A 23,154-nucleotide genomic window follows, 5' to 3' on the forward strand; every position below is an offset into this window, starting at 1 on the left:
GAACACCATTGCCAGGGGAGTCTGCTGACATGGAGCGTTTGATACGCATTTTGGCCACGCTGACCCGTTGGGGGCTGGGTCTGTGCGCGCTGCTGTTGGTACTGCTGGCATTGTATGTCAGCCTTGGCCGGGAGCTGGCGCCCCTGGTGGCGGAGTATCGCGCAGAGGTCGAGACCCGGGCCGGCGATGCCTTGGGCATGCCCGTGCACATTGGCAGCCTGGAGGGTGGCTGGAGCGCATTGGCGCCGATCCTGTCGGCCCACGACGTGACGGTGGGAGACGGCGCCAATGCCCTGCACCTGGACCAGGTGCGGGCCGTACCCGACTTGTGGGGCAGCCTGCTGGCGCGTCAGGTGCGCATCGCTCATCTGGAGCTTGGCGGCCTGAAAGTCAGCCTCAAGGAAGGCGCGGACGGCCAGTGGGCCCTGGAAGGCCTGCCGGTGAAGGACGACCAGCCCCTGGATCCGCAGCAGTTGCTGGAGCGCATGCAGATGATCTCCAGGCTTTCGATCCTCGACAGCCAGGTCACCTTGCAACCCCTGGAACAATCGCCGCTGACCCTGACCTATGTCGGCCTGAGCCTGAAGACCGGGGCCACCCGTCAGCGCCTGGATGCCCGCCTGACCCTGCCCGACGGCCAACCGGTGGCGCTCAACCTGCGCACCCGCATCCGAGCCAGCGATTGGAAGAACGGTCAGGCCGAAGCCTACCTGAGCCTGCCCCAGAGTGACTGGTCGAAATGGCTGCCCAAAGGCCTGACCCGACAATGGCATTTCTCCCAGATCAAGGCGGGCGGTGAACTCTGGTTGAGCTGGGGCGCGGGGACGCTGCAAAGTGCGGCCGTACGCTTGAATGCGCCGCAGCTCACGGGGGCCTATGCCGAGCGCAAGCCGGTGCAGGTCCGCAACCTGGCGCTCGATGGGTATTTCCAGCGTGGCGCGGACGGTTTTACCGCGACGTTCGACTCCCTGGCGATGAGCCTGGGGGAAACCCGCTGGGAGTCGCGCCTGCAATTGCAACAGAGTGCCGCCACCGAGAAGGCCGAAGAACTCTGGCACCTGCAGGCCGACCGCCTCGACCTGACCCCGCTCACGCCCCTGCTCCATTCCCTGGCACCGTTGCCCGAAGGCGTCGCGACGGCGATCGACCGGCTCAAGGTGACCGGCGCCTTGCGCAACGTGCTGCTGGACTACCGTCCACAGAACGCTGGCGACCGCAAGGTCAGCTTCGCCACCAACCTGGATACCGTCGGGTTCGATGCCTATCGCGGCGCACCGGCGGCGCGCAACGTCTCGGGCAGCCTCAGTGGCGACCTCGGTGGCGGTGAGCTGCGCATGGACAGCAAGGATTTCGTCCTGCACCTGGACCCGATCTTCGCCAAGCCGTGGCAGTACCTGCAGGCCAACGCACGGTTGACCTGGAAACTGGACAAGCAAAGCTTCACCCTGATCGCGCCCTACCTGAAGGTACTGGGAGAAGAGGGCAGGATCGCCGGCGATTTCCTGATTCGCCTGCACCTGGACCACAGCCAGGAAGACTACATGGACCTGCGAGTGGGCCTGGTGGATGGCGACGGTCGCTACACCGCCAAGTATCTGCCGGCGGTCCTGAGCCCGGCCCTGGACGAGTGGCTGCGTACGGCCATCGTCAAAGGGGCGGTAGACCAGGGTTTTTTCCAGTACCAAGGCTCGCTTAACCACGGTGCCGGAGACGCGGCCCGCAGCATCAGCCTGTTTTTCAAGGTTCATGACGCCGAACTGGCGTTCCAGCCGGGCTGGCCTTCGGTCAGCAAGGTCAGCGGCGACGTCTTCGTCGAGGACAGCGGCGTGCGCATCTATGCCAGCCAGGGCCAGTTGCTGGACACGCAGGTCAAGGACGTCACGGTGGAAATTCCCCATGCCCCGAGCGGGCAACCTTCGCATCTGCTGTTGGACGGCGGGTTCGCTGGCGGCCTGGGAGACGGTCTGAAAATCCTCCAGACGGCACCGATCGGCACCGCCGAGACGTTCGCCGGATGGGAAGGCGAGGGGAGCCTGCAAGGCAATGTGAAGCTGGACATTCCCCTGGTCAAGGGCGAGCAGCCCAAGATTCTCGTGGACTTCAATACCGACAAGGCCCGGCTCAAGCTCAGCGAGCCGGCGCTGGAGTTGACCCAGCTCAAAGGCGACTTGCGCTTCGACAGCAGCAAGGGGCTGAGCGGCAAGAACATTTCCGCCCAGGCATTCGACCGGCCCGTGACGGCGCAGATCTTTGCCGAAGGCCGTGCCGGTGCGCTCAATACCCGGATAACGGCGTCCGGACGGGTGGAGACCAAGAAGCTCACCGACTGGCTGGGCGTCACCCAGGCGTTGCCCGTATCCGGGGTGATTCCGTATCAGTTGCAAGTCATCCTGGACGGCGCCGACAGCCAGTTGTCGGTCAACTCCAATCTCAAGGGCGTGGCCGTGAACCTGCCCGCGCCTTTTGGCCTGGCAGCCGATGTCGGCCGTGACACGGTGTTTCGCATGACGCTGCAAGGCGCGGAGCGACGCTATTGGGTGGACTACGGCGATGTGGCCAATTTCACCTATGCGGCACCGAGCGGCAAGGTGGCCGAAGGGCGTGGCGAGCTGCTGCTGGGGGATGGCGATGCCGTGTTGCCGGGCGCCAAGGGCATACGGCTGCGAGGCTCGCTGCCTGAGCTGGACGTGGAGCCCTGGCAGGAACTGGTGAACAAATACGCAGGTCACGACCCGGGCGGCAGCGCCAGGCAACTGCTCAGCGGCGCCGACCTGAAGGTGGGCAAGCTCACGGCCATGGGCACGACCCTGGACCAGGTGGCGCTGCAGCTCGACCGCAAGCCGGACGCCTGGGCCTTGCGCCTCGACAGCCAGCAGGCCAAGGGCAATGTCAGCCTGCCGGACGCCAAGGCCGCGCCCATCGGCATCAAGCTGGATTATGTCCGCCTGCCGGCTGCGGACCCGACGGTACAGGCCGACGAAAATGCCCCAGACCCGTTGGCATCGGTCGATCCCACCCGGATCCCGGCCATGGATATCGCCATCGGCCAATTGTTCCAGGGCACTGACCTGATCGGCGCGTGGTCTCTGAAAGTACGGCCGACTGCCAAGGGCATCGCGCTGAGCAACCTGGACATGGGGCTCAAGGGCATGGTCTTGAACGGCAGCGGCGGTTGGGAAGGTGCGCCAGGCGCCACCAGCAGTTGGTACAAGGGACGCATCAGCGGCAAGAACCTGGCCGACGTGCTCAAGGGTTGGGGCTTCGCCCCCAGCGTGACCAGCCAGGAATTCCGCCTGGATGTCGATGGCCGTTGGCCCGGCTCGCCGGCGTGGGTCGCCACCAAGCGCTTTTCCGGCAGCCTCGATGCCTCGCTGAGCAAGGGCCAGTTCGTCGAGATCGAAGGCAGCGCCCAGGCGCTGAGGGTATTCGGTTTGCTGAACTTCAACTCCATCGGCCGACGGCTGCGCCTGGATTTCTCCGATCTGTTCGGCAAGGGCCTGAGCTATGACCGGGTCAAGGGGCTGCTGGTGGCCAGCGATGGTGTCTACGTGACCCGTGAACCCATTACGCTGACGGGGCCGTCGAGCAACCTGGAACTCAACGGAACGCTGGACATGGTGGGCGACCGGGTCGACGCCAAGCTGCTGGTGACGCTGCCGGTGACCAATAACCTGCCGATTGCCGCGCTGATTGTCGGCGCACCGGCGGTGGGAGGCGCATTGTTTCTGATCGATAAACTGATCGGCGACCGCGTGGCGCGGTTCGCCAGCGTAAGATACGACGTCAAAGGGCCTTGGAAGGAGCCGAAGATCACCTTCGACAAGCCGTTCTGATGGACGATGGGATAACTCCCGTGGGAGCGAGCTTGCTCGCCCCCACAGGAGAATGATGCAGAAAATGAGGGAAACACCATGCCAGTCGCCGTGATTCAAATGGTCAGCCAGAGCGATGTGCTCGCCAATCTGGCCCGCGCCCGGGTACTGCTGGAGCAGGCCGCTGCCGGCGGCGCGAGACTGGCGGTGCTGCCCGAGAATTTCGCGGCCATGGGACGGCGTGACATTGCCGACATCGGTCGCGCCGAAGCCTTTGGTCAGGGGCCGATCCTGCCCTGGTTGAAACAGGTCGCCCGCGACCTCAGGTTATGGATCGTGGCCGGGACGTTGCCCTTGCCGCCGGTGGATCGGCCCGAGGCCAAGGCCCATGCCTGTTCGCTGTTGATGGACGATCAGGGCCAGGTGGTGGCGCGCTACGACAAGCTGCACCTGTTCGACGTGGACGTGGCGGACAATCGGGGACGCTATCGTGAGTCGGATGACTATGCTTATGGCGGTAACGTGGTGGTCGCCGATACGCCCGTAGGGCGTGTGGGCCTGACGGTCTGCTATGACTTGCGTTTTCCGGAACTCTATAGCGAGCTCCGGGCTGCCGGGGCCGAGCTGATCACCGCGCCCTCGGCGTTCACGGCGGTCACCGGTGCCGCTCATTGGGAGGTGTTGATTCGCGCCCGGGCCATTGAAACCCAGTGCTACGTGCTGGCGGCCGCACAGGGTGGCGTGCATCCGGGGCCACGTGAAACCTTTGGCCACGCCGCCATCGTCGACCCGTGGGGGCGGGTGCTGGCGCACCAGGATCAAGGCGAAGCCGTGCTGCTGGCCGAGTTGGACAGCAGCGAACAGGCGTCCATCAGGGCGCGCATGCCGGTGGCAAGCCATCGGCGCTTTTTCTCGCAGGGCGCTCGACAGCGGCCTGTCCAAGACGACGAATTCAAGGCGTAGAACATATGAGCGGGTTGTTGTCCTCAGTCAGCGAACACCTTTTAGCCCCCGGCGGCGTGACCCTGGAAAGCCTGCAGAGCGTGCTGGGCGACCTGGCCGGCCCGGGCATCGATGCAGCCGACCTGTATTTCCAGGGGCAGATTTCCGAGTCCTGGTCCCTGGAAGACGGTATCGTCAAGGAAGGCAGTTTCAACCTTGACCAGGGGGTGGGTGTACGGGCCCAGTCCGGGGAAAAGACCGGTTTTGCCTACAGCAACGCCATCACCCTGGAAGCCCTCGCAGCTGCCGCCCGCGCGGCCCGCTCGATTTCCCGTGCCGGGCAGAACGGCAAGGTCCAGGCATTCACCCGCCAGGACGTCGCGCAGTTGTATGCGCCGGACAACCCGCTTGAGGTGATGAGCCGCGCCGAAAAGGTCGAGCTGCTCAAGCGTATCGACGTCGCCACCCGTGCCCTGGACCCACGTATCCAGCAGGTGTCGGTGAGCATGGCCGGGGTCTGGGAGCGGATCCTGGTGGCCTCCACCGATGGCGGCCTGGCGGCGGACGTACGGCCACTGGTGCGTTTCAACGTCAGCGTGATCGTCGAGCAGAACGGTCGCCGCGAGCGTGGCGGCCACGGCGGTGGCGGACGTACCGACTACCGTTATTTCCTCAGCGAAGACCGCGCCATGGGCTACGCCCGCGAGGCGTTGCGCCAGGCCCTGGTCAACCTGGAAGCGATTCCGGCGCCGGCTGGCACGTTGCCAGTGGTGCTGGGGTCCGGCTGGTCCGGCGTGCTGCTGCATGAAGCGGTGGGCCATGGCCTGGAAGGGGATTTCAACCGCAAGGGCAGTTCGGCCTATAGCGGACGCATGGGCGAGATGGTCGCCTCGAAACTCTGCACCATTGTCGATGATGGCACCCTGGCCGGACGGCGCGGTTCATTGAGCGTCGATGACGAAGGCACCCCGACCGAATGCACCACGCTGATCGAAAACGGCGTGCTCAAGGGTTACATGCAGGACAAGCTCAACGCCCGGCTCATGGGCGTGGCCCGCACCGGCAACGGGCGCCGGGAATCCTACGCGCACCTGCCCATGCCGCGCATGACCAACACTTACATGCTGGGTGGCCAGAGCGACCCGGCTGAGATCATCGCTTCGGTGAAGAAAGGCATCTACTGCGCCAACCTCGGCGGCGGCCAGGTAGACATCACCAGCGGCAAGTTCGTGTTCTCCACCAGCGAGGCCTACCTGATCGAAGACGGCAAGATCACCGCGCCAGTCAAGGGCGCGACGCTGATCGGCAACGGACCGGAGGCGATGAGCAAGGTGTCGATGGTGGGTAACGACCTGGCGCTGGACAGCGGCGTGGGTACATGTGGCAAGGATGGGCAATCGGTGCCAGTGGGTGTCGGGCAGCCGACCCTGAAGATCGATGCGATTACCGTGGGTGGCACGGGCGCATGATGGGAGCGTCGGGTGGAGTGCAAGGCCTCCACCCGTGGCGCGACTCAGCGCAAACCGCGTTGAGTCTCGTCCAGCTCACGGATGTACTTGAAGATTTTACGGCTCGAGGCCGGTGGCTTGTTCTGCGCCAGTTCGTGCTGGGCCTGACGGATCAGGGAGCGCAATTGCTGGCGATCGGCCTCCGGGTACTCGATGACGAATTTTTCCAGGGTGCCGTCGTCGCCCGCGATCAGGCGATCACGCCAGCGCTCCAGGTTATGGAAGCGTTCGTTGTATTGCCGGGTGGAGGCATCGAGTTGATCGAGCAGGACCAGGATGGCGCTGGTGTCCTGATCTCGCATCAGTTTGCCGATGAACTGCAGGTGCCGTTTACGCGCGATGTTCGCGGTGTGCTTGGGCGCATCGGCCAGGGCCCGGCGCAGGGCGTCGGTCAGGGGCAGTTTGGCCAGCAAGTCGGGCTTGAGTGTCGTGAGGCGCTCGCCGAGGTCAACCAGAGCATGCAGCTCGCGTTTGACCTGGGATTTGCTTTTTTCGCCCTCGTAGAGGGAGTCGTCGTAAGAATCAACCATGGTGGCAGTCCGCAAAGAAACGCCGCCATGATAACCAGTCGGGGGCCGCTTGTCCGGCCCGGTCGCTCGAAGGCCTCGGGTTTGTATGAAAAGTCGCGCAGGCACTTTTCCCGCAGGCCCCGACCGAAAGCAGAATTTGAGTGGAGAACACCATGAGTGCAGTTCAAAGCGTCGGTCCGCAAGCATTGCCGGCACTGCAGGAACAAGTCGAGCAGATCCTCGCCGAAGCCCGGCGACAGGGCGCCAGCGCCTGCGAAGTGGCAGTGTCCCTGGAGCAGGGACTGTCGACGTCGGTGCGCCAGCGGGAGGTGGAGACCGTCGAGTTCAACCGCGACCAGGGTTTCGGTATCACATTGTACGTGGGCCAGCGCAAGGGCTCGGCCAGCACTTCGGCCAGTGGTCCTGATGCCATCCGCGAAACCGTCGCCGCGGCACTGGCGATTGCCAGGCACACGTCCGAAGACGAAGCCTCGGGGTTGGCCGATGCGGCGCTGATGTGCAAGGAACAACCTGATTTCGACCTGTTTCACGCCTGGGACATCACGCCCGAGCAGGCCATCGAACAGGCGTTGCGCTGCGAGGCGGCGGCGTTCGATGCCGACAGCCGGATCCGGAACGCCGACGGTACGACGCTCAATACCCACCAGGGCTGCCGGGTCTACGGCAACAGTCACGGATTCATTGGTGGCTACGCCTCGACCCGTCACAGCCTCAGCTGCGTGATGATTGCCGAGGCCGACGGGCAGATGCAGCGCGACTACTGGTACGACGTGAACCGTCAGGGCAGCCTGCTGGCGGACCCGGTGAGCATCGGCCAGAAAGCCGCACAGCGGGCGGCCAGCCGCCTGGGCGCGCGGCCGGTGCCGACCTGCGAAGTGCCGGTGCTGTTTGCCGCCGAACTGGCCGGTGGGCTGTTCGGCAGTTTCCTGTCGGCAGTGTCCGGCGGCAATCTGTATCGCAAGTCTTCGTTCCTCGAAGGCGCGCTGGGGCAGAAACTGTTTCCGGAATGGATGACGATCGATGAGCGGCCGCACCTGATGCGAGCCATGGGCAGTTCGGCCTTCGACGGCGATGGGCTGGCGACCTATGCCAAGCCGTTCGTGGAGAAGGGCGAGCTGGTGTCCTACATCCTGGGCACCTATTCGGGCCGTAAGCTCGGTATGCCGAGTACCGCCAATGCCGGTGGCGTGCACAACCTGTTCGTCAGCCATGGCGAAGAGGACCAGGCGGCCTTGCTGCGCCGCATGGGACGTGGGTTGCTGGTGACCGAACTGATGGGCCACGGCCTGAACATGGTGACTGGGGATTACTCCCGGGGGGCGGCGGGGTTCTGGGTCGAAAATGGCGAGATCCAGTTCCCGGTCCAGGAAGTGACCATCGCCGGCAACATGCGCGACATGTTCAAGCAGATCCTCGCCGTGGGGAACGACCTGGAACTGCGCAGCAACATCCGCACCGGTTCCGTGCTGATCGAACGGATGACGGTGGCGGGCAGCTGACCTGCCATCGCAATAAGGACGGCGCGTCATCCTAGCGGGTGACGCGCCTTTTTTTGTGTCCGCTTGACCCTATCTGGCCCAAGGACATGGGCTCCCGATGGCACAATCTGTTCCTTTCCAGACTTGTGTTGCTTCTTATTATCATCTAATAATGAATCTCATTTGCCGATTGAGCCCCGGTCATGAGTCCTGCCTTGCACGAACAGCCTTACCTTGAAAGCTGGCGCTGGATGAGTCGCCAGATCCGTTGCGCGATGAACCCGGACGAACCGCGGTTGATTGAGCATTACCTGGCTGAGGGGCGCTATCTGGCCTGTTGTACCGCCACTTCGCCATGGATGATCGGCGAAACGGCCTTTCGCTTGCTGCTCGACACCGCCTCGGATATCGCGCTGCCCTGGCACTGGCGGGCGCTCTGTCTTGACCAGGCCTGGCGGCCATTGCGCGATCTCGAACGCCAATCACTCTGCCAATGTCGCCTGAGGCGTTGGCAGAGCCATGCCTGGGCGCTGGCGACCTGTGTCCTGGCACCCTCCCTCTCTCTCAATGAACCGGTACAAGGATTTCCCGATGAGTAATACCCGTATCGAACGCGACAGCATGGGCGAGCTCCATGTCCCGGCAGATGCCCTGTACGGCGCGCAGACCCAGCGTGCCGTGGATAACTTCCCCATCAGTGACCAGCGCATGCCGGCGGCGTTCATTCGCGCACTGATCCTGGCCAAGGCCGCCGCCGCCCGGGCCAACGTGGAGCTGGGACAGATCAGCGCGGCCCAGGGCAAAGCCATCGTCGATGCGGCCCAAGGGTTGCTCGAAGGTCATTTCATGGATCACTTCCCGGTGGATATCTTCCAGACCGGCTCCGGCACCAGTTCCAACATGAACGCCAACGAAGTGATCGCCACCCTCGCCAGCCGGCTGCTGGGAGAGACGGTCAATCCTAACGACCACGTCAACTGCGGGCAGAGCAGTAACGACATCATTCCCACCTGCATTCATGTCAGCGCCGCACTGGCCTTGCATGAGCAGTTGTTGCCGGCGCTGACACATCTGGTCCAGGTGATCGAGCGCAAGGCGGTGGCGGTTCATCCGTTCATCAAGACCGGTCGCACCCACCTGATGGATGCGATGCCGGTCCGCCTGAGCCAGGTGCTGGAGGGATGGGCGCAGCAGTTGAAAGCCAATATCGGCCATCTGCAGGACCTGCTGCCAAGCCTGCAGGCCCTGGCCCAGGGGGGCACTGCGGTGGGGACCGGGGTCAATGCCCACCCTCGCTTCGCCGAGCTGTTCAGCCAGCAGCTGACCCTGCTGACCCAGGTGCAATTCACTCCTGGCAAGAACCTGTTCGCCCTGATCGGTTCCCAGGACACCGCGGTGGCGGTTTCCGGGCAACTCAAGACCACGGCGGTGTCGTTGATGAAAATCGCCAACGACTTGCGCTGGATGAATTCCGGGCCCCTGGCTGGCCTGGGCGAGATCGAACTGGAGGGCTTGCAGCCGGGCTCCTCTATCATGCCCGGCAAGGTCAACCCGGTGATTGCGGAAGCCACCGCGATGGTCGCGACCCAGGTGATCGGCAACGACACGGTGATCACCGTGGCCGGCCAGTCGGGCAACTTCGAACTGAATGTGATGTTGCCGATCATCGCTCAGAACCTGCTGAGCAGCATCGCCTTGATGGCCAATGTCAGCCGGTTGCTGGCGGACAAGGCCATTGCCACCTTCAAGGTCAACGAGGCCAGGCTCAAGGAGGCGCTGTCGCGCAACCCGATCCTGGTTACAGCATTGAACCCGATCATCGGTTACCAGAAAGCCGCGCAAATCGCCAAGACGGCTTATCAACAAGGCCGCCCGGTCATCGATGTCGCCCTGGAACACACCGACCTGTCGCGTAGCGAACTGGAGGTCTTGCTGGACCCCGAGAAGCTCACGGCGGGTGGTGTGTAATTCCGATCCCTGTGTGGAGGACTCATCATGGAGCACTGGAAACGCACGATCGAACGAGCCAATCGTCATTTCATGCTGGGCGAACTGGTGGATGCCCGCGAAGCCTACCTGCAAGCCCTGGCCCTGGCGCAGGTGCTGTATGAGCGCTGGCCTGACGCCGACGAGGCCGTGGCCGCCTGCGTCGTCTCCCACCACAACCTGGCGGACTTGCACCTGCGCCTGAACCAGCCAGAGGAGAGCGCCGAATACTTGTGCGCCATCCATCAACGGTTGCTGCAGACCCTGCAGGACGAGCGCATGCCGGCAGCGCTGCGTGCGGCCGCGATGCGCCAGAGCCACAGGACTTATGTCGAACTGCTGGGTTTCATCAGTGAGCATGGCGAGTACCCCCGCACCCAACGGTTGCTCCAAAGCAAAGACACATCACTCTTGCACCGCAATGCCCCTCTTCATTATGGAGTTCATTGAAAATGGCTTTTACCTTGCCTGCGCTGCCTTACGCCTACGATGCCCTGGAGCCGCACATCGATGCGAAAACCATGGAGATCCACTACACGAAACACCACCAGACCTATATCAATAACCTCAACGCCGCGGTGGAGGGCAGCGAGTACGCCCAATGGCCCATCGAAAAACTGCTGGCCAGCGTGGAGCAGTTGCCGCAGAACCTGCGGGCGGCGGTGATCAATCAGGGCGGTGGCCATGCCAACCATTCCCTGTTCTGGGAAGTGATGTCCCCCGAGGGTGGCGGTCAACCGGACGGTGCGCTTGGCGCAGCGATCGAGACACAGCTGGGGGGCCTGGAGCGATTCAAGGAAGCGTTCACCAAGGCTGCGCTGAGCCGCTTCGGCAGCGGCTGGGCCTGGCTGAGCGTGACCCCGCAGAAGGCCCTGGTGGTGGAAAGCAGCGCCAACCAGGACAGCCCGCTGATGAACGGCAATACGCCGATCCTGGGCCTGGACGTGTGGGAGCACGCGTACTACCTGCTGTACCAGAACCGTCGGCCGGAATACATCAACGCTTTCTACAACGTGATCAACTGGCCTGAAGTCGCCCGGCGCTATCAGGCGGCGCTGGCATCGAGTCCTTCATGAACCCCCTCCAAGGCTGACTATGGATACTCAAACACTGGCGATTGGAAGCGGACGGATGTTCCGCTATGCCTTGGGGTCATTGCTGTTGTTGGCCGGGATGACGTTGCTGGCGGCCCAGGGCCTGGCGTGGCTGGACCTGGAGGCCAGGTTGCTGCGAGCCCTTCAAGGCGGCGGACTCTGTGCCTTGGGCACCGCGCTCGGGGCCGTGCCGGTGCTGGTCATCCGGCGTATGCCCCGGGCCGTGAGCGATTCGCTGCTGGGCTTCGGTGCCGGAGTGATGCTCGCTGCCACGGCGTTTTCGCTGATCGTGCCGGGCATTGCCGCAGCGGAGCAATTGGGGTTCACGCCTTGGGCCGCCAGTGGCCTTATCTGTTTTGGCATTCTGTCGGGGGCGTTCGGGCTGTACCTGGTGGACCGCAAGGTCTCGGCCAGCCCCGAGAGGCTGGTGGCAGCGCCAGGACGTCCGATCATCGCGCCGCGGATCTGGTTGTTCGTGTTCGCCATCATCGCCCACAACATTCCAGAAGGCATGGCGGTGGGCGTGTCGGCCGGGGGCGGCATGCCCGATGCCGACAGCCTGGCGATGGGCATCGCCTTGCAGGATGTCCCCGAAGGACTGGTGATCGCGCTGGTGCTGGCCACGGCGGGCATGTCGCGGGTCAAGGCGTTCCTGATTGGCGCGGCGTCTGGGCTGGTCGAGCCGGTGTTCGCGCTACTGTGCGCCTGGTTGGTGAGCCTGGCCGAGATGCTCTTGCCCCTGGGTCTGGCGTTGGCGGCAGGGGCGATGCTGCTGGTGGTGACCCACGAAGTCATTCCCGAATCCCGTCGCAATGGTCACGAGAAACTGGCGAGCCTGGGATTGTTGGTGGGGTTTTGCCTGATGATGGTGCTGGATACGGCGTTGGCGTGACAGGGGGAACCTGCGGGGCAGGTAGGTGGGGCAGGGATCAATCAGCGGCGGCCGGAATCAATCGGTGGCGAGGCGATTTATCCCCGCTGGGCTGCGAGGCAGTCCTGATATCTGTCACCGCCGAGCATCAGGTCGACTGAGCTCTTTTTGGGGCTGCTTCGCAACCCGGCGGGGCAGTGCGACGATTCGCTAAATCCACTCACCAGCGGATCCCTCACCATAGGGGGGACTATTCGCCTTCGTCGAAGTAGTTGTTGATCAGGGCAACCAGCGCATCCATCGCTTCCTGGGCCTTTTCACCTTCCGTGCTCAGATGGATCCTGGTGCCTTTGCCCGCAGCCAGCATCATCATCGCCATGATGCTCTTGCCATCGACAGTTGACTCTGGCGTGCGCCCGACCCTGATCGTGGTATCTGGAAACTTACCCGCGACACCCACGAATTTCGCTGACGCGCGGGCATGCAAACCCAATTTATTAATGATTTCAATTTCCTGAGCAGGCATCGCGATGTGAATCCTTTAGCTGAGGTCGCGGTGGCGAACCTGGACATTCTTCAGGGTGGGTTGCAGGAGACGACCCAGGCGCTCGGTCAGGTAGACGGAACGATGATGACCACCGGTGCAGCCGATGGCGATGGTCACATAGGCGCGATTGCTCGCGGCGAAGCGGGGCAGCCATTTAAGCAGGTAGGCAGAGATGTCCTGGAACATGTCCTCGACATCCGGCTGGGCGGCCAGGTAGTCGATCACCGGCTGGTCCAGCCCGGACTGCTCGCGCAGTTCCGGTTTCCAGTAGGGATTGGGCAGGCAGCGCACATCGAATACCAGGTCGGCGTCCACCGGCATGCCGCGCTTGAACCCGAACGACTCGAGCAAAAACGCCGTGCCCGGCTCGGGCTGGTTCAGCAGGCGCAGCTTGATGGTGTCATGCAACTGATACAGGTTCAGGTGCGTGGTGTTGACCTTCAGGTCCGCCAGGTCGGCGATCGGCCCCAGCAACTGGCTTTCGTCGTGGATGGCTTCGGCCAGGGAGCGACTGGCATTGCTCAGTGGGTGGCGCCGACGGGTTTCGGAAAAGCGCTTGAGCAACGTTTCTTCATCGGCGTCCAGGTACAGCACGTCGCACTGGATGTGCTTGTTGCGAACTTCCTCGAGCAGCTCAGGGAAACGCGACAGGTGGCTGGGCAGGTTGCGTGCATCGATGGAGACCGCCACCAGCGGCTGCGCCAGCTCGGTATGGATCAGGGCCCGCTCGGCCAGCTCCGGCAGCAGCCCGGCCGGCAGGTTGTCGATGCAGTAGTAGCCATTGTCTTCGAGCACGTTGAGGGCTGTGCTTTTACCGGAGCCGGAACGGCCACTGACGATGATCAGGCGCATGTTCAATGACCGTTCTGTTCGTCCAGGACAACCTGATACAAGGCTTCGTTGCTCGGTGCGCTGCGCAGTTTGTCACGCACTTCCTTGCGGTCCAGCATGCTGGCGATCTGGCGCAGCAGTTCGAGGTGCGCGTCTGTGGCGGCTTCCGGGACCAGCAGCACGAACAGCAGGTCGACCGGTGCGCCGTCGATGGCGTCGAAATCGATGGGGGCTTCAAGGTGCAACAGCGCACTGATCGGTGCGGCACAACCCTTGAGGCGGCAGTGGGGAATGGCGATGCCGTTGCCGAAACCGGTGGAACCGAGTTTCTCACGGGCAACCAGGGCCTCGAAGACGTCCTGCATTTCCAGATCCCCGACTTCACGGTGGATCAGGTTGGCAATTTGTTCGAGGGCTTTCTTTTTACTGCCACCCGGCGCGTTCACCTGGGAACGGCCGGGGGTCAGGATGGTTTCTAGTCGGATCATGGATTGGGGGGATTAACGACCGGTTGCGCCCTGGAGGAGGCTCTGGGTCTTTTCCTTATGCTTTTTGAGTTGGCGATCCAGCTTGTCGGTCAGCAGGTCAATCGCGGCATACATGTCGTCATGCGACGCGTTGGCAACGACTTCTCCGCCGGGGATATGCAGCGTGGCTTCGATTTTCTGCAGAAGCTTCTCGACCGTCATGATGACTTGCACGTTGGTGATCTTGTCGAAATGCCCTTCGAGTTTCTTGAGCTTGAGCTCGACGTACTCGCGCAGAGGCTTGGTCACTTCCAGTTGGTGTCCACTGATGTTGACTTGCATACAGCTTCTCCTTCGTTGCCAGTGCATAAAGCGGCAGGCAGAAATGCCTGCCACTGGAACGCTGTGGCGTGGCCTGTTACATCAACCGCTTGCGTTCGCTCGAAGGCGCGATCCCGAGGGATTCACGGTATTTAGCGACGGTACGGCGGGCCACCTGAATGCCTTGTGCCTCCAGTAAACCAGCGATCTTGCTGTCACTCAACGGCTTTTTCTGATTTTCCGCTGCCACCAGTTTCTTGATGATCGCGCGGATGGCCGTGGACGAGCATTCGCCGCCTTCGGAGGTGCTGACGTGGCTGGAGAAAAAGTATTTCAGTTCATAGATACCCCGTGGGGTATGCATGAATTTCTGTGTGGTCACCCGGGAAATCGTCGATTCGTGCATGCCCACCGCCTCGGCGATGTCATGCAGGACCAACGGCTTCATCGCTTCGTCGCCGTAGTCCAGGAAACCGCGCTGATGTTCGACGATCTGGGTGGCAACCTTCATCAGGGTCTCGTTGCGGCTCTGCAGGCTCTTGATGAACCAGCGCGCCTCCTGCAACTGGTTGCGCATGAAGGTGTTGTCGGCGCTGGTGTCGGCGCGCCTCACGAATCCGGCGTACTGGGCATTGACCCGCAGCTTGGGGACCGCTTCCTGGTTCAGCTCCACCAGCCAGCGATCGTTGTGCTTGCGCACGATCACGTCGGGGACTACGTATTCTGGCTCGGTAGCCTCGATCTGCGAGCCTGGACGCGGGTTCAGGCTCTGGACCAGTTCGATCACCTGGCGCAGTTCATCTTCCTTGAGTTTCATGCGCCGCATCAACTGGCTGTAGTCACGGCCGCCCAGCAAGTCGATGTAGTCGCTGACCAGTCGCTTGGCTTCGGCCAGCCAAGGGGTCTTGGCGGGCAACTGACGCAGCTGCAGCAACAGGCATTCGCCCAGGTTGCGGGCGCCGATGCCGGCCGGTTCGAACTGCTGGATGCGATGCAGAACGGCTTCGATCTCATCCAGCTCGATGTCCAGCTCGGGGTCGAAGGCCTCGAGGATTTCTTCGAGGGTCTCGTCCAGGTAACCCTGGTTGTTGATGCAGTCGATCAGGGTCACCGCGATCAGGCGATCGGTATCGGACATCGGCGCCAGGTTCAGCTGCCACAAGAGATGGCTTTGCAGGCTCTCGCCGGCGGACGTACGGGTGGTGAAGTCCCACTCGTCGTCATCGCTGCTGGGCAGGCTGCTGGCGCTGGTCTGGTAGACATCTTCCCAGGCCGTGTCCACGGGGAGGTCGTTGGGGATGCGTTCGTTCCATTCGCCATCCTCCAGGTTATCCACCGTGGGGGCGGACTCCTCCTGATAGGACGGTTCCTGGATCTCGGTACTGGTTTTCTGTTCGACGTTGTCGGCCAGTGGGTCGGAGTTATCGAAGTCGTCGCCTTCTTCCTGGCGTTCGAGCATCGGATTGGACTCCAGGGCCTCCTGGATTTCCTGTTGCAGGTCCAGGGTCGACAATTGGAGCAGGCGGATGGCCTGTTGCAGCTGCGGTGTCATCGTCAGCTGCTGGCCCATTCTCAAGACTAGCGATGGTTTCATGGCAGGGGCTTAACACCTTATTCGCCGGCGCACATGCGCCATCCACTACATGGCGCCGGAGCGCCAAACCTTAAGCAAATTATATGCCTGAAACTGAAGTGTTTGCCTAGCAATAAAATTAGCGGTGCCGGGCCAATTTGCCAGGCACCTTGTGCTTACAAGCGGAACTCATGACCCAGATACACTTCCTTGACCAGTTCGTTGGCCAGGATGGTGGTAGCGTCGCCTTCGGCGATCAGCTGCCCATCATTGACGATGTAGGCGGTTTCACAGATGTCCAGGGTCTCGCGCACGTTGTGGTCGGTGATCAGTACGCCGATCCCCTTGGCCTTGAGGTGGTGGATGATCTGTTTGATGTCGCCTACCGAAATCGGGTCTACGCCGGCGAACGGTTCGTCGAGCAGGATGAATTTCGGTGAGGTGGCCAGGGCGCGGGCGATTTCCACCCGGCGTCGTTCGCCACCGGACAGGCTCATGCCCAGGTTGTCGCGGATGTGGCTGATGTGGAATTCCTGCAACAGGCTCTCCAGCTCCTGGCGGCGGCCTGCCTTGTCGAGGTCCTTGCGGGTCTCGAGGATCGCCATGATGTTGTCGGCGACCGACAGCTTGCGGAAGATCGACGCTTCCTGCGGCAGATAGCCGATGCCGGCTTTCGCCCGACCATGCATGGGCTGGTGGCTGACGTCCAGGTCGTCGATCAGTACGCGGCCCTGATCGGCCTGGACCAGGCCGACGATCATGTAGAAGCAGGTGGTCTTGCCTGCGCCGTTGGGGCCAAGCAGGCCGACGATCTGCCCGCTATCGATGGACAGGCTGACATCACGCACGACCTGGCGGCCCTTGTAGCTCTTGGCCAGGTGCTGAGCTTTCAGAGTTGCCATTACTGGGCCTTCTGCTCGGTTTTCTTTTTCGGCTGGATGACCATGTCGATCCGTGGGCGCTGCTCGGTCACCTTGTTACCGGTGGCGCGACCCGCGCTGGCGAGTTTCTTGTTCGTGTCGTAGACGATCTTTTCGCCCTGGGTGGTGTTGCCATCCTTGTCGATGACCTTGGCTCGGTCGATCAGCACGACGCGGTCCTGGGAGGCATGGTACTGGATGGTCACGCCGTAGCCCTGGACAGGCTTGGTGTCGCCCGCGGTCTGCAGCTGTTCGAAATAGGCCAGGTTGCCCACCGAGGTCACCACGTCGATATCCCCGGACTGGGTGCGGGTGATGGTCACGGTATTGCCGGTCACCTTCATCGAACCCTGGGTAATGATCACGTCACCCTTGTAGGTGGCCACGCCATTCTTGTCGTCCAGCTGGGCGTCGTCGGCCTGGATGCGGATAGGCTGATCGCGGTCGTTGGGGAGGGACCAGGCGCTCGCGCTTCCCAGTGCTGCGCCCAGACTGAGCAAAATAGGGAGGGTTTTAGCGAGCTTCATACTGTCCTCTTACGTTCGATAGCAGGTGTATCCTGCTTTCCTTCAGATACGCTTTCATTCCAGTGCCGGTCGACACACCGCCGGCGCCGTCGATTCTAACGGGTTGCTCGGTCTGCGCATATTCTTGCTGCGGGAACACTGTCATCCGGCTGCTGGTGATGATGGTCGTACGGTTCTTCTCATCGGTGCGAGCCACGCGTACCGAATCGATGAGCTCCACTTCGGTGCCGCCGGAATTGACTTCGGCACGCTTGCTTTGCACATGCCACGGGAAATCGGTGCCACGAAACATGTTCAGGTCCGGCGTGGTCACCAGCGTGATGTCGGTGGCCTTGACGTGATCGACCTTGTCGGCCGTCATTTCGTATTGCACCTTGCCATCGGGCAGGTACTGAAGGGTGTGCGTGTTGGTCGCATACCAGTCGATCTTTTCCTCGACCTGGGCCGCAGGCTGGTCGAGGAAGCGTTCCGGGCTGATGTTCCAATAGCCCACCGCCGCGAAAATCGCCGCGATACAGCCGAACACCACGATGGTGCGAATCTTCTTGCTCAGCATAAATGGCTCACAGGTACGCGGCGTTGGCCGCTTCGAGGCGGCCCTGGGCGCGCAGGATCAGTTCACAGAATTCACGGGCCGCGCCTTCGCCGCCCCGTGCCGTGGTGACGCCGTGGGCATGCTCACGTACGAAGCTGGCCGCGTTGGCCACCGCCATGCCCAGGCCGACCCGACGGATCACCGGCAGGTCCGGCAGGTCGTCACCGAGGTAGGCCACCTGTTCATAGCTTAGGTTGAGTTGGCCCAGAAGCTCGTCCAGCACCACCAGTTTGTCCTCGCGTCCCTGGTATAGATGGGGGATGCCGAGGTTCTTCGCGCGTCGCTCGACCACCGGGGTCTTGCGGCCACTGATGATGGCGGTCTGCACGCCGGCGGCCATCAGCATCTTGATGCCTTGGCCGTCGAGCGTATTGAAGGTCTTGAATTCGCTGCCATCTTCCAGGAAGTACAGGCGGCCATCGGTGAGCACGCCGTCAACGTCGAAAACGGCGAGCTTGATATCTTTACCGCGTTGCAGCAGGTCGGTCGTCATTACATTACTCCGGCACGCAGCAGGTCGGACAGATTGAAGGCGCCGATCGGGCGGTCCTCGTCATCCACGACCACCAGTGCATTGATCCTGTGGTCTTCCATGATTTTCAAGGCTTCGGCGGCGAGCATGTCGGCGCGGGCCGTCTTGCCGTGGAGGGTCATGACCTCATCGATAGTGGCATTGCGGATGTCGATGGCGCGGTCAAGGGTGCGGCGCAGGTCGCCGTCAGTGAAGACTCCGGCGAGCTTGCCGTCGGCTTCGAGAATCACCGTCATGCCAAGCCCTTTGCGGGTCATTTCCATGAGAGCGTCCTTGAGGAGCGTACCGCGCTGGACTCGAGGCAGCTCTTCCCCGGCGTGCATCACGTTTTCGACTTTCAGCAACAGGCGACGGCCCAGGGCGCCGCCGGGATGGGAGAACGCGAAATCCTCGGCGGTGAAGCCCCTGGCCTCCAGCAAGGCCACGGCCAGGGCGTCACCCATGACCAGCGCCGCGGTGGTGGAGGAGGTCGGGGCAAGGTTCAACGGGCAGGCTTCGTGCTCGACATGCACGTTGAGGTTCACCTCGGCGGCCTTGGCCAGGGGCGAAGCCGGATTGCCGGTGATGCTGATCATCTGGATGCCAAGGCGCTTGATCAGCGGCAACAGCGTGAGGATTTCATTGGTCGAGCCCGAGTTGGACAGGGCCAGGATGACATCGTCCCGGGTGATCATGCCCATGTCGCCGTGGCTGGCCTCGGCCGGGTGGACGAAAAATGCCGTGGTGCCGGTGCTGGCCAGGGTGGCGGCGATCTTGTTGCCGATATGTCCGGACTTGCCCATGCCGACCACGACGACGCGGCCCTTGCTGGCCAGAATCATCTCGCAGGCGCGTACGAAATCAGCGTCGATATGGGGCAGCAAGCCTTGCACGGCTTCGAGCTCGAGGCGGATGGTACGTTGTGCCGATTGAATCAGGTCGCTGGATTGGCTCATGTCAGAAATCGTATAGCCCGATGAAAAGGCGGCGATTATAGCGGCAATGAACAATTCACTCACGCTAGTTCGTCACGCTTTATGCGAAGACCTCGCCAGGTTTGTCATAAACCTGGGGCTTCTACCTTAATCCACGCTTAACCGCAGGGGGGTAACCCTTGGGCGCTTGGGTGTTGCAGTGCTATAGTTCGCCGCCGATTCGAATGCCCGGCAGTACCGACATCTGGCCGGCTGGCCAGGGCATCCGGATGTGAGGCTGCATCGCAAGGAGTTTAGATGAGTGCCGACAACGCCTACGCGGTCGAGCTGAAGGGGCTGTCCTTCAAGCGAGGGACGCGCAGCATTTTCAATGATATCGATATTCGTATCCCGCGCGGCAAGGTAACCGGCATCATGGGGCCTTCCGGGTGCGGCAAGACCACGTTGCTGCGCCTGATGGGAGCCCAGCTGCGCCCCAGTGCCGGCGAAGTCTGGGTCAATGGCCAGAATATTCCGAAGCTTTCGCGCAGCGACCTGTTCGATGCGCGCAAGCACATGGGCGTGCTGTTCCAGAGCGGCGCATTGTTCACCGATCTGGATGTGTTCGAGAACGTGGCATTCCCGCTGCGGGTCCATACCGACCTGCCAGAAGAGATGATCCGCGACATCGTGCTGCTCAAGTTGCAGGCGGTCGGGCTGCGGGGGGCCATCGATCTGATGCCGGACGAGCTGTCCGGCGGCATGAAGCGCCGTGTGGCACTGGCGCGGGCGATTGCCCTCGACCCGAAGATCCTCATGTATGACGAGCCCTTCGTCGGCCAGGACCCCATCGCCATGGGCGTGCTGGTACGGCTGATCCGCCTGCTCAACGATGCGCTGGGTATCACCAGTATCGTGGTCTCCCACGATCTGGCCGAAACCGCCAGTATCGCGGACTACATCTATGTGATCGGTGATGGCCAGGTCCTGGGGCAGGGCACGCCCCAGGAACTCAAGGCCTCGGACAACCCGCGCATTCGCCAATTCATGAAGGGTGATGCGGACGGCCCGGTGGCGTTCCATTTTCCGGCCACGGATTACCGTACCGATCTGCTGGGGAAGCGCTGATGCGCAAGAAATCGCTGATAGAAAGAATTCGCCTGTTCGGGCGCTCCGGCATCGACGTACTGGCGGTGCTGGGCCGCTCGACGCTGTTCCTGGTCCATGCCTTGTTCGGGCGCAACTCGACAGGCGGTGGTTTTGGCCTGCTGGTCAAGCAATTGCATTCGGTAGGCGTGATGTCCCTGGTGATCATCGTGGTCTCCGGGATCTTCATCGGCATGGTGCTGGCGCTGCAGGGCTTCAATATCCTGTCCAGCTATGGTTCGGAGCAGGCGGTGGGGCAGATGGTTTCCCTGACGCTGCTGCGCGAGCTCGGCCCCGTGGTCACCGCGCTGCTGTTCGCCGGGCGCGCGGGTTCGGCGCTGACGGCCGAGATCGGCAACATGAAGTCCACCGAGCAACTGTCCAGCCTGGAAATGATCGGTGTCGACCCGCTCAAGTACATTATCGCCCCACGCCTGTGGGCCGGATTCATTTCCCTGCCGGTGCTGGCGATGATCTTCAGCGTCGTCGGGATCTGGGGTGGCTCCTGGGTCGCCGTCGACTGGCTGGGGGTCTATGAAGGTTCCTACTGGTCCAATATGCAGAACAGCGTCGATTTTCTCGATGACGTGCTCAACGGCATCATCAAGAGCGCGGTGTTCGCTTTCGTGGTGACCTGGATCGCCGTGTTTCAAGGCTATGACTGTGAGCCCACGTCAGAGGGGATCAGCCGTGCCACAACCAAGACCGTGGTGTACGCCTCGCTGGCCGTCCTGGGCCTTGACTTTATTCTGACCGCCTTGATGTTTGGAGATTTCTGATGCAAAACCGCACCCTGGAAATCGGTGTCGGCCTTTTCCTGCTGGCTGGCATCCTGGCTTTGCTGCTGCTGGCCTTGCGGGTCAGTGGCCTGGCGCCGACCGCCAACACCGATACCTATAAACTCTATGCTTATTTCGACAATATCGCCGGTTTGACGGTCAGAGCCAAAGTGACCATGGCCGGTGTGACCATCGGCAAGGTCACGGCAATCGATCTGGATCGCGACACGTTCACCGGCCGGGTGACCCTGCAACTGGAGAAGCGGGTGGACAACCTGCCGACCGACTCCACTGCATCGATCCTCACTGCCGGCCTGCTGGGCGAGAAATACATCGGTATCAGCGTGGGCGGGGAAGAAACCCTGCTCAAGGACGGTGGCACCATCCACGATACGCAATCATCGTTGGTGCTTGAGGATCTTATCGGGAAATTCCTGCTCAATACCGTTAGCAAAGAAGCCAAATAAGGAGCTTTCGATGATTTCCATCCTGCGACGCACCCTGTTGGTCCTGCTGGCGGCCTTGCCGTTGATGGCCAATGCCGTGGCGGCGCCTTCGGCGCACGACATCATCCAGGACACCACGAACCGGTTGCTGGCCGACCTTTCGGCCAACAAGGAAAAATACAAGCAGGACCCTGGCGCCTTCTATGACGCGCTCAATGGCATCGTCGGTCCCGTGGTGGACGCCGACGGTATCTCCCGCAGCATCATGACCGTCAAGTACTCGCGCAAGGCGTCCCCGGAGCAGATGTCCCGCTTCCAGGAAAACTTCAAGCGCAGCCTGATGCAGTTCTATGGCAACGCGCTGCTCGAATACAACAACCAGGGCATCACCGTTTCGCCGGCCAAGGACGAAAGCGGCACCCGTACCAGCGTCGACATGCAGGTCAAGGGCAACAACGGTGCGATCTACCCGGTGTCCTATACGCTCGAGAAGCTGAACGGCGAGTGGAAGGTGCGTAACGTGATCATCAACGGCATCAATATCGGCAAGCTGTTCCGCGATCAGTTCGCCGACGCGATGCAGCGCAATGGCAACGACCTGGACAAGACCATCAACGGCTGGGCCGGTGAAGTCGCCAAGGCCAAGGAAGTGGCCGAAGAAGCCAAAGAGAAGCAGGAACAATGAACGAGACGGTGAGCGAGTCGGCCGTCCGTCTGGGCGAGGGTGGTGAATTGCTGCTCAGCGGCGTGCTGGATTACCGCACCGGCCCGGCCCTGCGCAAGCAGGGCCAGGCGCTGATCAAGTCCGCCAGCGCCACCGAACTGGTCTTCGACTGCTCGGCGGTGCACAAGTCCAGCAGCGTCGGGCTGTCCCTGCTGCTGTGCTTCATGCGGGACGCCCAGGCGGCCGGCAAGGCCTGGAGCATCCGTGGCATGCCCGATGACATGCGTGAGATCGCCCAGGTCAGCGAACTGACCGAGTTGCTGGTACATTCCTGAGACACACCCTGGAAACAAGCCCCCCGTCAGAGTCCGGCTTCGCGGGGTTCGCAGGCGCGGGGCTTTTTTTGTATGATGTGCGACCCGCGCGCACTGGGCGCCGATTGAGGTTGAGCATGCAGGCTTACGAAGTGAAGCACTTTCTTGAGGGAAAGCTGCCAGGTACGCAGGTGGAAGTGGAAGGCGAAGGCTGCAACTTCCAGTTGAACGTTATCAGCGATGAACTGGCGGCGTTGACCCCGGTGAAGCGCCAGCAGAGCATCTATGCCCATTTGAACCCATGGATCGCCGATGGCAGCATCCACGCGGTCACGATGAAATTTTTCAGCAGCGCGGCCTGGGCCGATCGCACCTGAG

General features: G+C 62.2%; 26 protein-coding genes. 15 read left to right on the forward strand and 11 right to left on the reverse strand.

Annotation, left to right across the window (positions count from 1 at the left end; genetic code table 11):
- Positions 1–29: 29 nt before the first annotated feature.
- The 3 genes from BLP99_RS08400 to tldD all read left to right on the forward strand — a co-directional run bounded on the left by BLP99_RS08400 (position 30) and on the right by tldD (position 6,223).
- Positions 30–3,833, forward strand: coding sequence for a YhdP family protein (locus BLP99_RS08400; protein WP_072430758.1), 3,804 nt, complete (start codon positions 30–32; stop codon positions 3,831–3,833).
- A 78-nt stretch (positions 3,834–3,911) separates the two neighbouring features.
- The gene (locus BLP99_RS08405) at positions 3,912–4,775 is read left to right on the forward strand and encodes a carbon-nitrogen hydrolase family protein (RefSeq protein ID WP_072388409.1); all 864 of its coding nucleotides are present in this window, start codon (positions 3,912–3,914) and stop codon (positions 4,773–4,775) included.
- A gap of 5 nt (positions 4,776–4,780) precedes the next feature.
- Complete coding sequence (tldD, locus tag BLP99_RS08410; RefSeq protein ID WP_072458690.1) at positions 4,781–6,223, forward strand: metalloprotease TldD; 1,443 nt, start codon at positions 4,781–4,783, stop codon at positions 6,221–6,223.
- Positions 6,224–6,267: 44 nt separating this feature from the next.
- On the opposite strand, the gene yjgA is transcribed toward tldD, so the two are convergent.
- The gene (gene yjgA, locus BLP99_RS08415) at positions 6,268–6,792 is read right to left on the reverse strand and encodes a ribosome biogenesis factor YjgA (protein WP_072388406.1); all 525 of its coding nucleotides are present in this window, start codon (positions 6,790–6,792) and stop codon (positions 6,268–6,270) included.
- A 152-nt stretch (positions 6,793–6,944) separates the two neighbouring features.
- Between yjgA and pmbA the strand changes: the two genes are divergently transcribed.
- From pmbA to BLP99_RS08445, 6 genes are all read left to right on the forward strand, one after another.
- Positions 6,945–8,291 (forward strand): metalloprotease PmbA, encoded by a 1,347-nt coding sequence (pmbA, locus tag BLP99_RS08420; protein ID WP_092180151.1) that lies wholly within the window; start codon positions 6,945–6,947, stop codon positions 8,289–8,291.
- A 182-nt stretch (positions 8,292–8,473) separates the two neighbouring features.
- A complete protein-coding gene (locus BLP99_RS08425; RefSeq protein ID WP_072388402.1) occupies positions 8,474–8,869 on the forward strand; it encodes a FagA protein in 396 nt (131 codons plus the stop codon).
- Positions 8,862–10,238 (forward strand): class II fumarate hydratase, encoded by a 1,377-nt coding sequence (locus tag BLP99_RS08430; RefSeq protein ID WP_076405556.1) that lies wholly within the window; start codon positions 8,862–8,864, stop codon positions 10,236–10,238. Before BLP99_RS08425 ends, BLP99_RS08430 begins: the two co-directional genes overlap by 8 nt.
- Before the next feature lie 27 nt (positions 10,239–10,265).
- A complete protein-coding gene (locus tag BLP99_RS08435; protein WP_072388399.1) occupies positions 10,266–10,706 on the forward strand; it encodes a hypothetical protein in 441 nt (146 codons plus the stop codon).
- A 2-nt stretch (positions 10,707–10,708) separates the two neighbouring features.
- Positions 10,709–11,332 (forward strand): superoxide dismutase, encoded by a 624-nt coding sequence (locus BLP99_RS08440; RefSeq protein WP_072388397.1) that lies wholly within the window; start codon positions 10,709–10,711, stop codon positions 11,330–11,332.
- A 19-nt stretch (positions 11,333–11,351) separates the two neighbouring features.
- The gene (locus BLP99_RS08445; RefSeq protein ID WP_092180153.1) at positions 11,352–12,242 is read left to right on the forward strand and encodes a ZIP family metal transporter; all 891 of its coding nucleotides are present in this window, start codon (positions 11,352–11,354) and stop codon (positions 12,240–12,242) included.
- A gap of 229 nt (positions 12,243–12,471) precedes the next feature.
- On the opposite strand, the gene BLP99_RS08450 is transcribed toward BLP99_RS08445, so the two are convergent.
- The 10 genes from BLP99_RS08450 to BLP99_RS08495 form a co-directional block, all read right to left on the reverse strand.
- Positions 12,472–12,747: an HPr family phosphocarrier protein gene (locus tag BLP99_RS08450; protein ID WP_072388393.1), complete on the reverse strand. Its 276-nt coding sequence runs from the start codon at positions 12,745–12,747 to the stop codon at positions 12,472–12,474.
- A gap of 15 nt (positions 12,748–12,762) precedes the next feature.
- Positions 12,763–13,620 carry an RNase adapter RapZ gene (rapZ, locus tag BLP99_RS08455; RefSeq protein WP_072388391.1) on the reverse strand — a complete coding sequence of 286 codons (858 nt, stop codon included), beginning with the start codon at positions 13,618–13,620 and terminating at the stop codon, positions 12,763–12,765.
- A 2-nt stretch (positions 13,621–13,622) separates the two neighbouring features.
- Positions 13,623–14,087, reverse strand: a complete 465-nt coding sequence (gene ptsN, locus BLP99_RS08460) for a PTS IIA-like nitrogen regulatory protein PtsN (RefSeq protein ID WP_072388389.1) — start codon at positions 14,085–14,087, stop codon at positions 13,623–13,625.
- Positions 14,088–14,099: 12 nt separating this feature from the next.
- Positions 14,100–14,408 carry a ribosome hibernation-promoting factor, HPF/YfiA family gene (hpf, locus tag BLP99_RS08465; RefSeq protein WP_072388387.1) on the reverse strand — a complete coding sequence of 103 codons (309 nt, stop codon included), beginning with the start codon at positions 14,406–14,408 and terminating at the stop codon, positions 14,100–14,102.
- Positions 14,409–14,484: 76 nt separating this feature from the next.
- Entirely contained in the window at positions 14,485–15,981 is a 1,497-nt protein-coding gene (locus tag BLP99_RS08470; protein ID WP_072388385.1) for an RNA polymerase factor sigma-54, read from the reverse strand.
- Between the two features lie 155 nt (positions 15,982–16,136).
- On the reverse strand, positions 16,137–16,862 hold the full coding sequence (gene lptB, locus BLP99_RS08475) for an LPS export ABC transporter ATP-binding protein (RefSeq protein ID WP_072388383.1): 726 nt from the start codon (positions 16,860–16,862) through the stop codon (positions 16,137–16,139).
- The gene (gene lptA, locus BLP99_RS08480) at positions 16,862–17,407 is read right to left on the reverse strand and encodes a lipopolysaccharide transport periplasmic protein LptA (RefSeq protein ID WP_072388381.1); all 546 of its coding nucleotides are present in this window, start codon (positions 17,405–17,407) and stop codon (positions 16,862–16,864) included. The genes lptB and lptA overlap by 1 nt, the downstream gene beginning before the upstream one ends.
- Positions 17,394–17,963: an LPS export ABC transporter periplasmic protein LptC gene (gene lptC, locus BLP99_RS08485; RefSeq protein ID WP_072388379.1), complete on the reverse strand. Its 570-nt coding sequence runs from the start codon at positions 17,961–17,963 to the stop codon at positions 17,394–17,396. Before lptC ends, lptA begins: the two co-directional genes overlap by 14 nt.
- 7 nt (positions 17,964–17,970) lie before the next feature.
- Positions 17,971–18,495, reverse strand: coding sequence for a KdsC family phosphatase (locus tag BLP99_RS08490; protein WP_072388377.1), 525 nt, complete (start codon positions 18,493–18,495; stop codon positions 17,971–17,973).
- On the reverse strand, positions 18,495–19,469 hold the full coding sequence (locus BLP99_RS08495) for a KpsF/GutQ family sugar-phosphate isomerase (protein ID WP_072388375.1): 975 nt from the start codon (positions 19,467–19,469) through the stop codon (positions 18,495–18,497). Before BLP99_RS08495 ends, BLP99_RS08490 begins: the two co-directional genes overlap by 1 nt.
- Before the next feature lie 276 nt (positions 19,470–19,745).
- On the opposite strand from BLP99_RS08495, the gene BLP99_RS08500 reads away from it, so the two are divergent.
- From BLP99_RS08500 to BLP99_RS08525, 6 genes are all read left to right on the forward strand, one after another.
- Positions 19,746–20,555, forward strand: a complete 810-nt coding sequence (locus BLP99_RS08500) for an ATP-binding cassette domain-containing protein (RefSeq protein WP_072388373.1) — start codon at positions 19,746–19,748, stop codon at positions 20,553–20,555.
- Positions 20,555–21,352, forward strand: a complete 798-nt coding sequence (gene mlaE, locus BLP99_RS08505) for a lipid asymmetry maintenance ABC transporter permease subunit MlaE (protein WP_072388371.1) — start codon at positions 20,555–20,557, stop codon at positions 21,350–21,352. Before BLP99_RS08500 ends, mlaE begins: the two co-directional genes overlap by 1 nt.
- Complete coding sequence (gene mlaD, locus BLP99_RS08510) at positions 21,352–21,819, forward strand: outer membrane lipid asymmetry maintenance protein MlaD (protein ID WP_072388369.1); 468 nt, start codon at positions 21,352–21,354, stop codon at positions 21,817–21,819. Before mlaE ends, mlaD begins: the two co-directional genes overlap by 1 nt.
- A 10-nt stretch (positions 21,820–21,829) precedes the next feature.
- Positions 21,830–22,483, forward strand: a complete 654-nt coding sequence (locus tag BLP99_RS08515; RefSeq protein ID WP_072388367.1) for an MlaC/ttg2D family ABC transporter substrate-binding protein — start codon at positions 21,830–21,832, stop codon at positions 22,481–22,483.
- Positions 22,484–22,491: 8 nt separating this feature from the next.
- Positions 22,492–22,797 (forward strand): STAS domain-containing protein, encoded by a 306-nt coding sequence (locus BLP99_RS08520; protein ID WP_072388751.1) that lies wholly within the window; start codon positions 22,492–22,494, stop codon positions 22,795–22,797.
- A 116-nt stretch (positions 22,798–22,913) separates the two neighbouring features.
- Positions 22,914–23,153: a BolA family protein gene (locus tag BLP99_RS08525; RefSeq protein ID WP_072388365.1), complete on the forward strand. Its 240-nt coding sequence runs from the start codon at positions 22,914–22,916 to the stop codon at positions 23,151–23,153.
- Position 23,154: the final 1 nt, after the last annotated feature.

Source organism: Pseudomonas sp. NFACC32-1 (assembly GCF_900101215.1).
In the GTDB taxonomy this organism is placed as follows: domain Bacteria; phylum Pseudomonadota; class Gammaproteobacteria; order Pseudomonadales; family Pseudomonadaceae; genus Aquipseudomonas.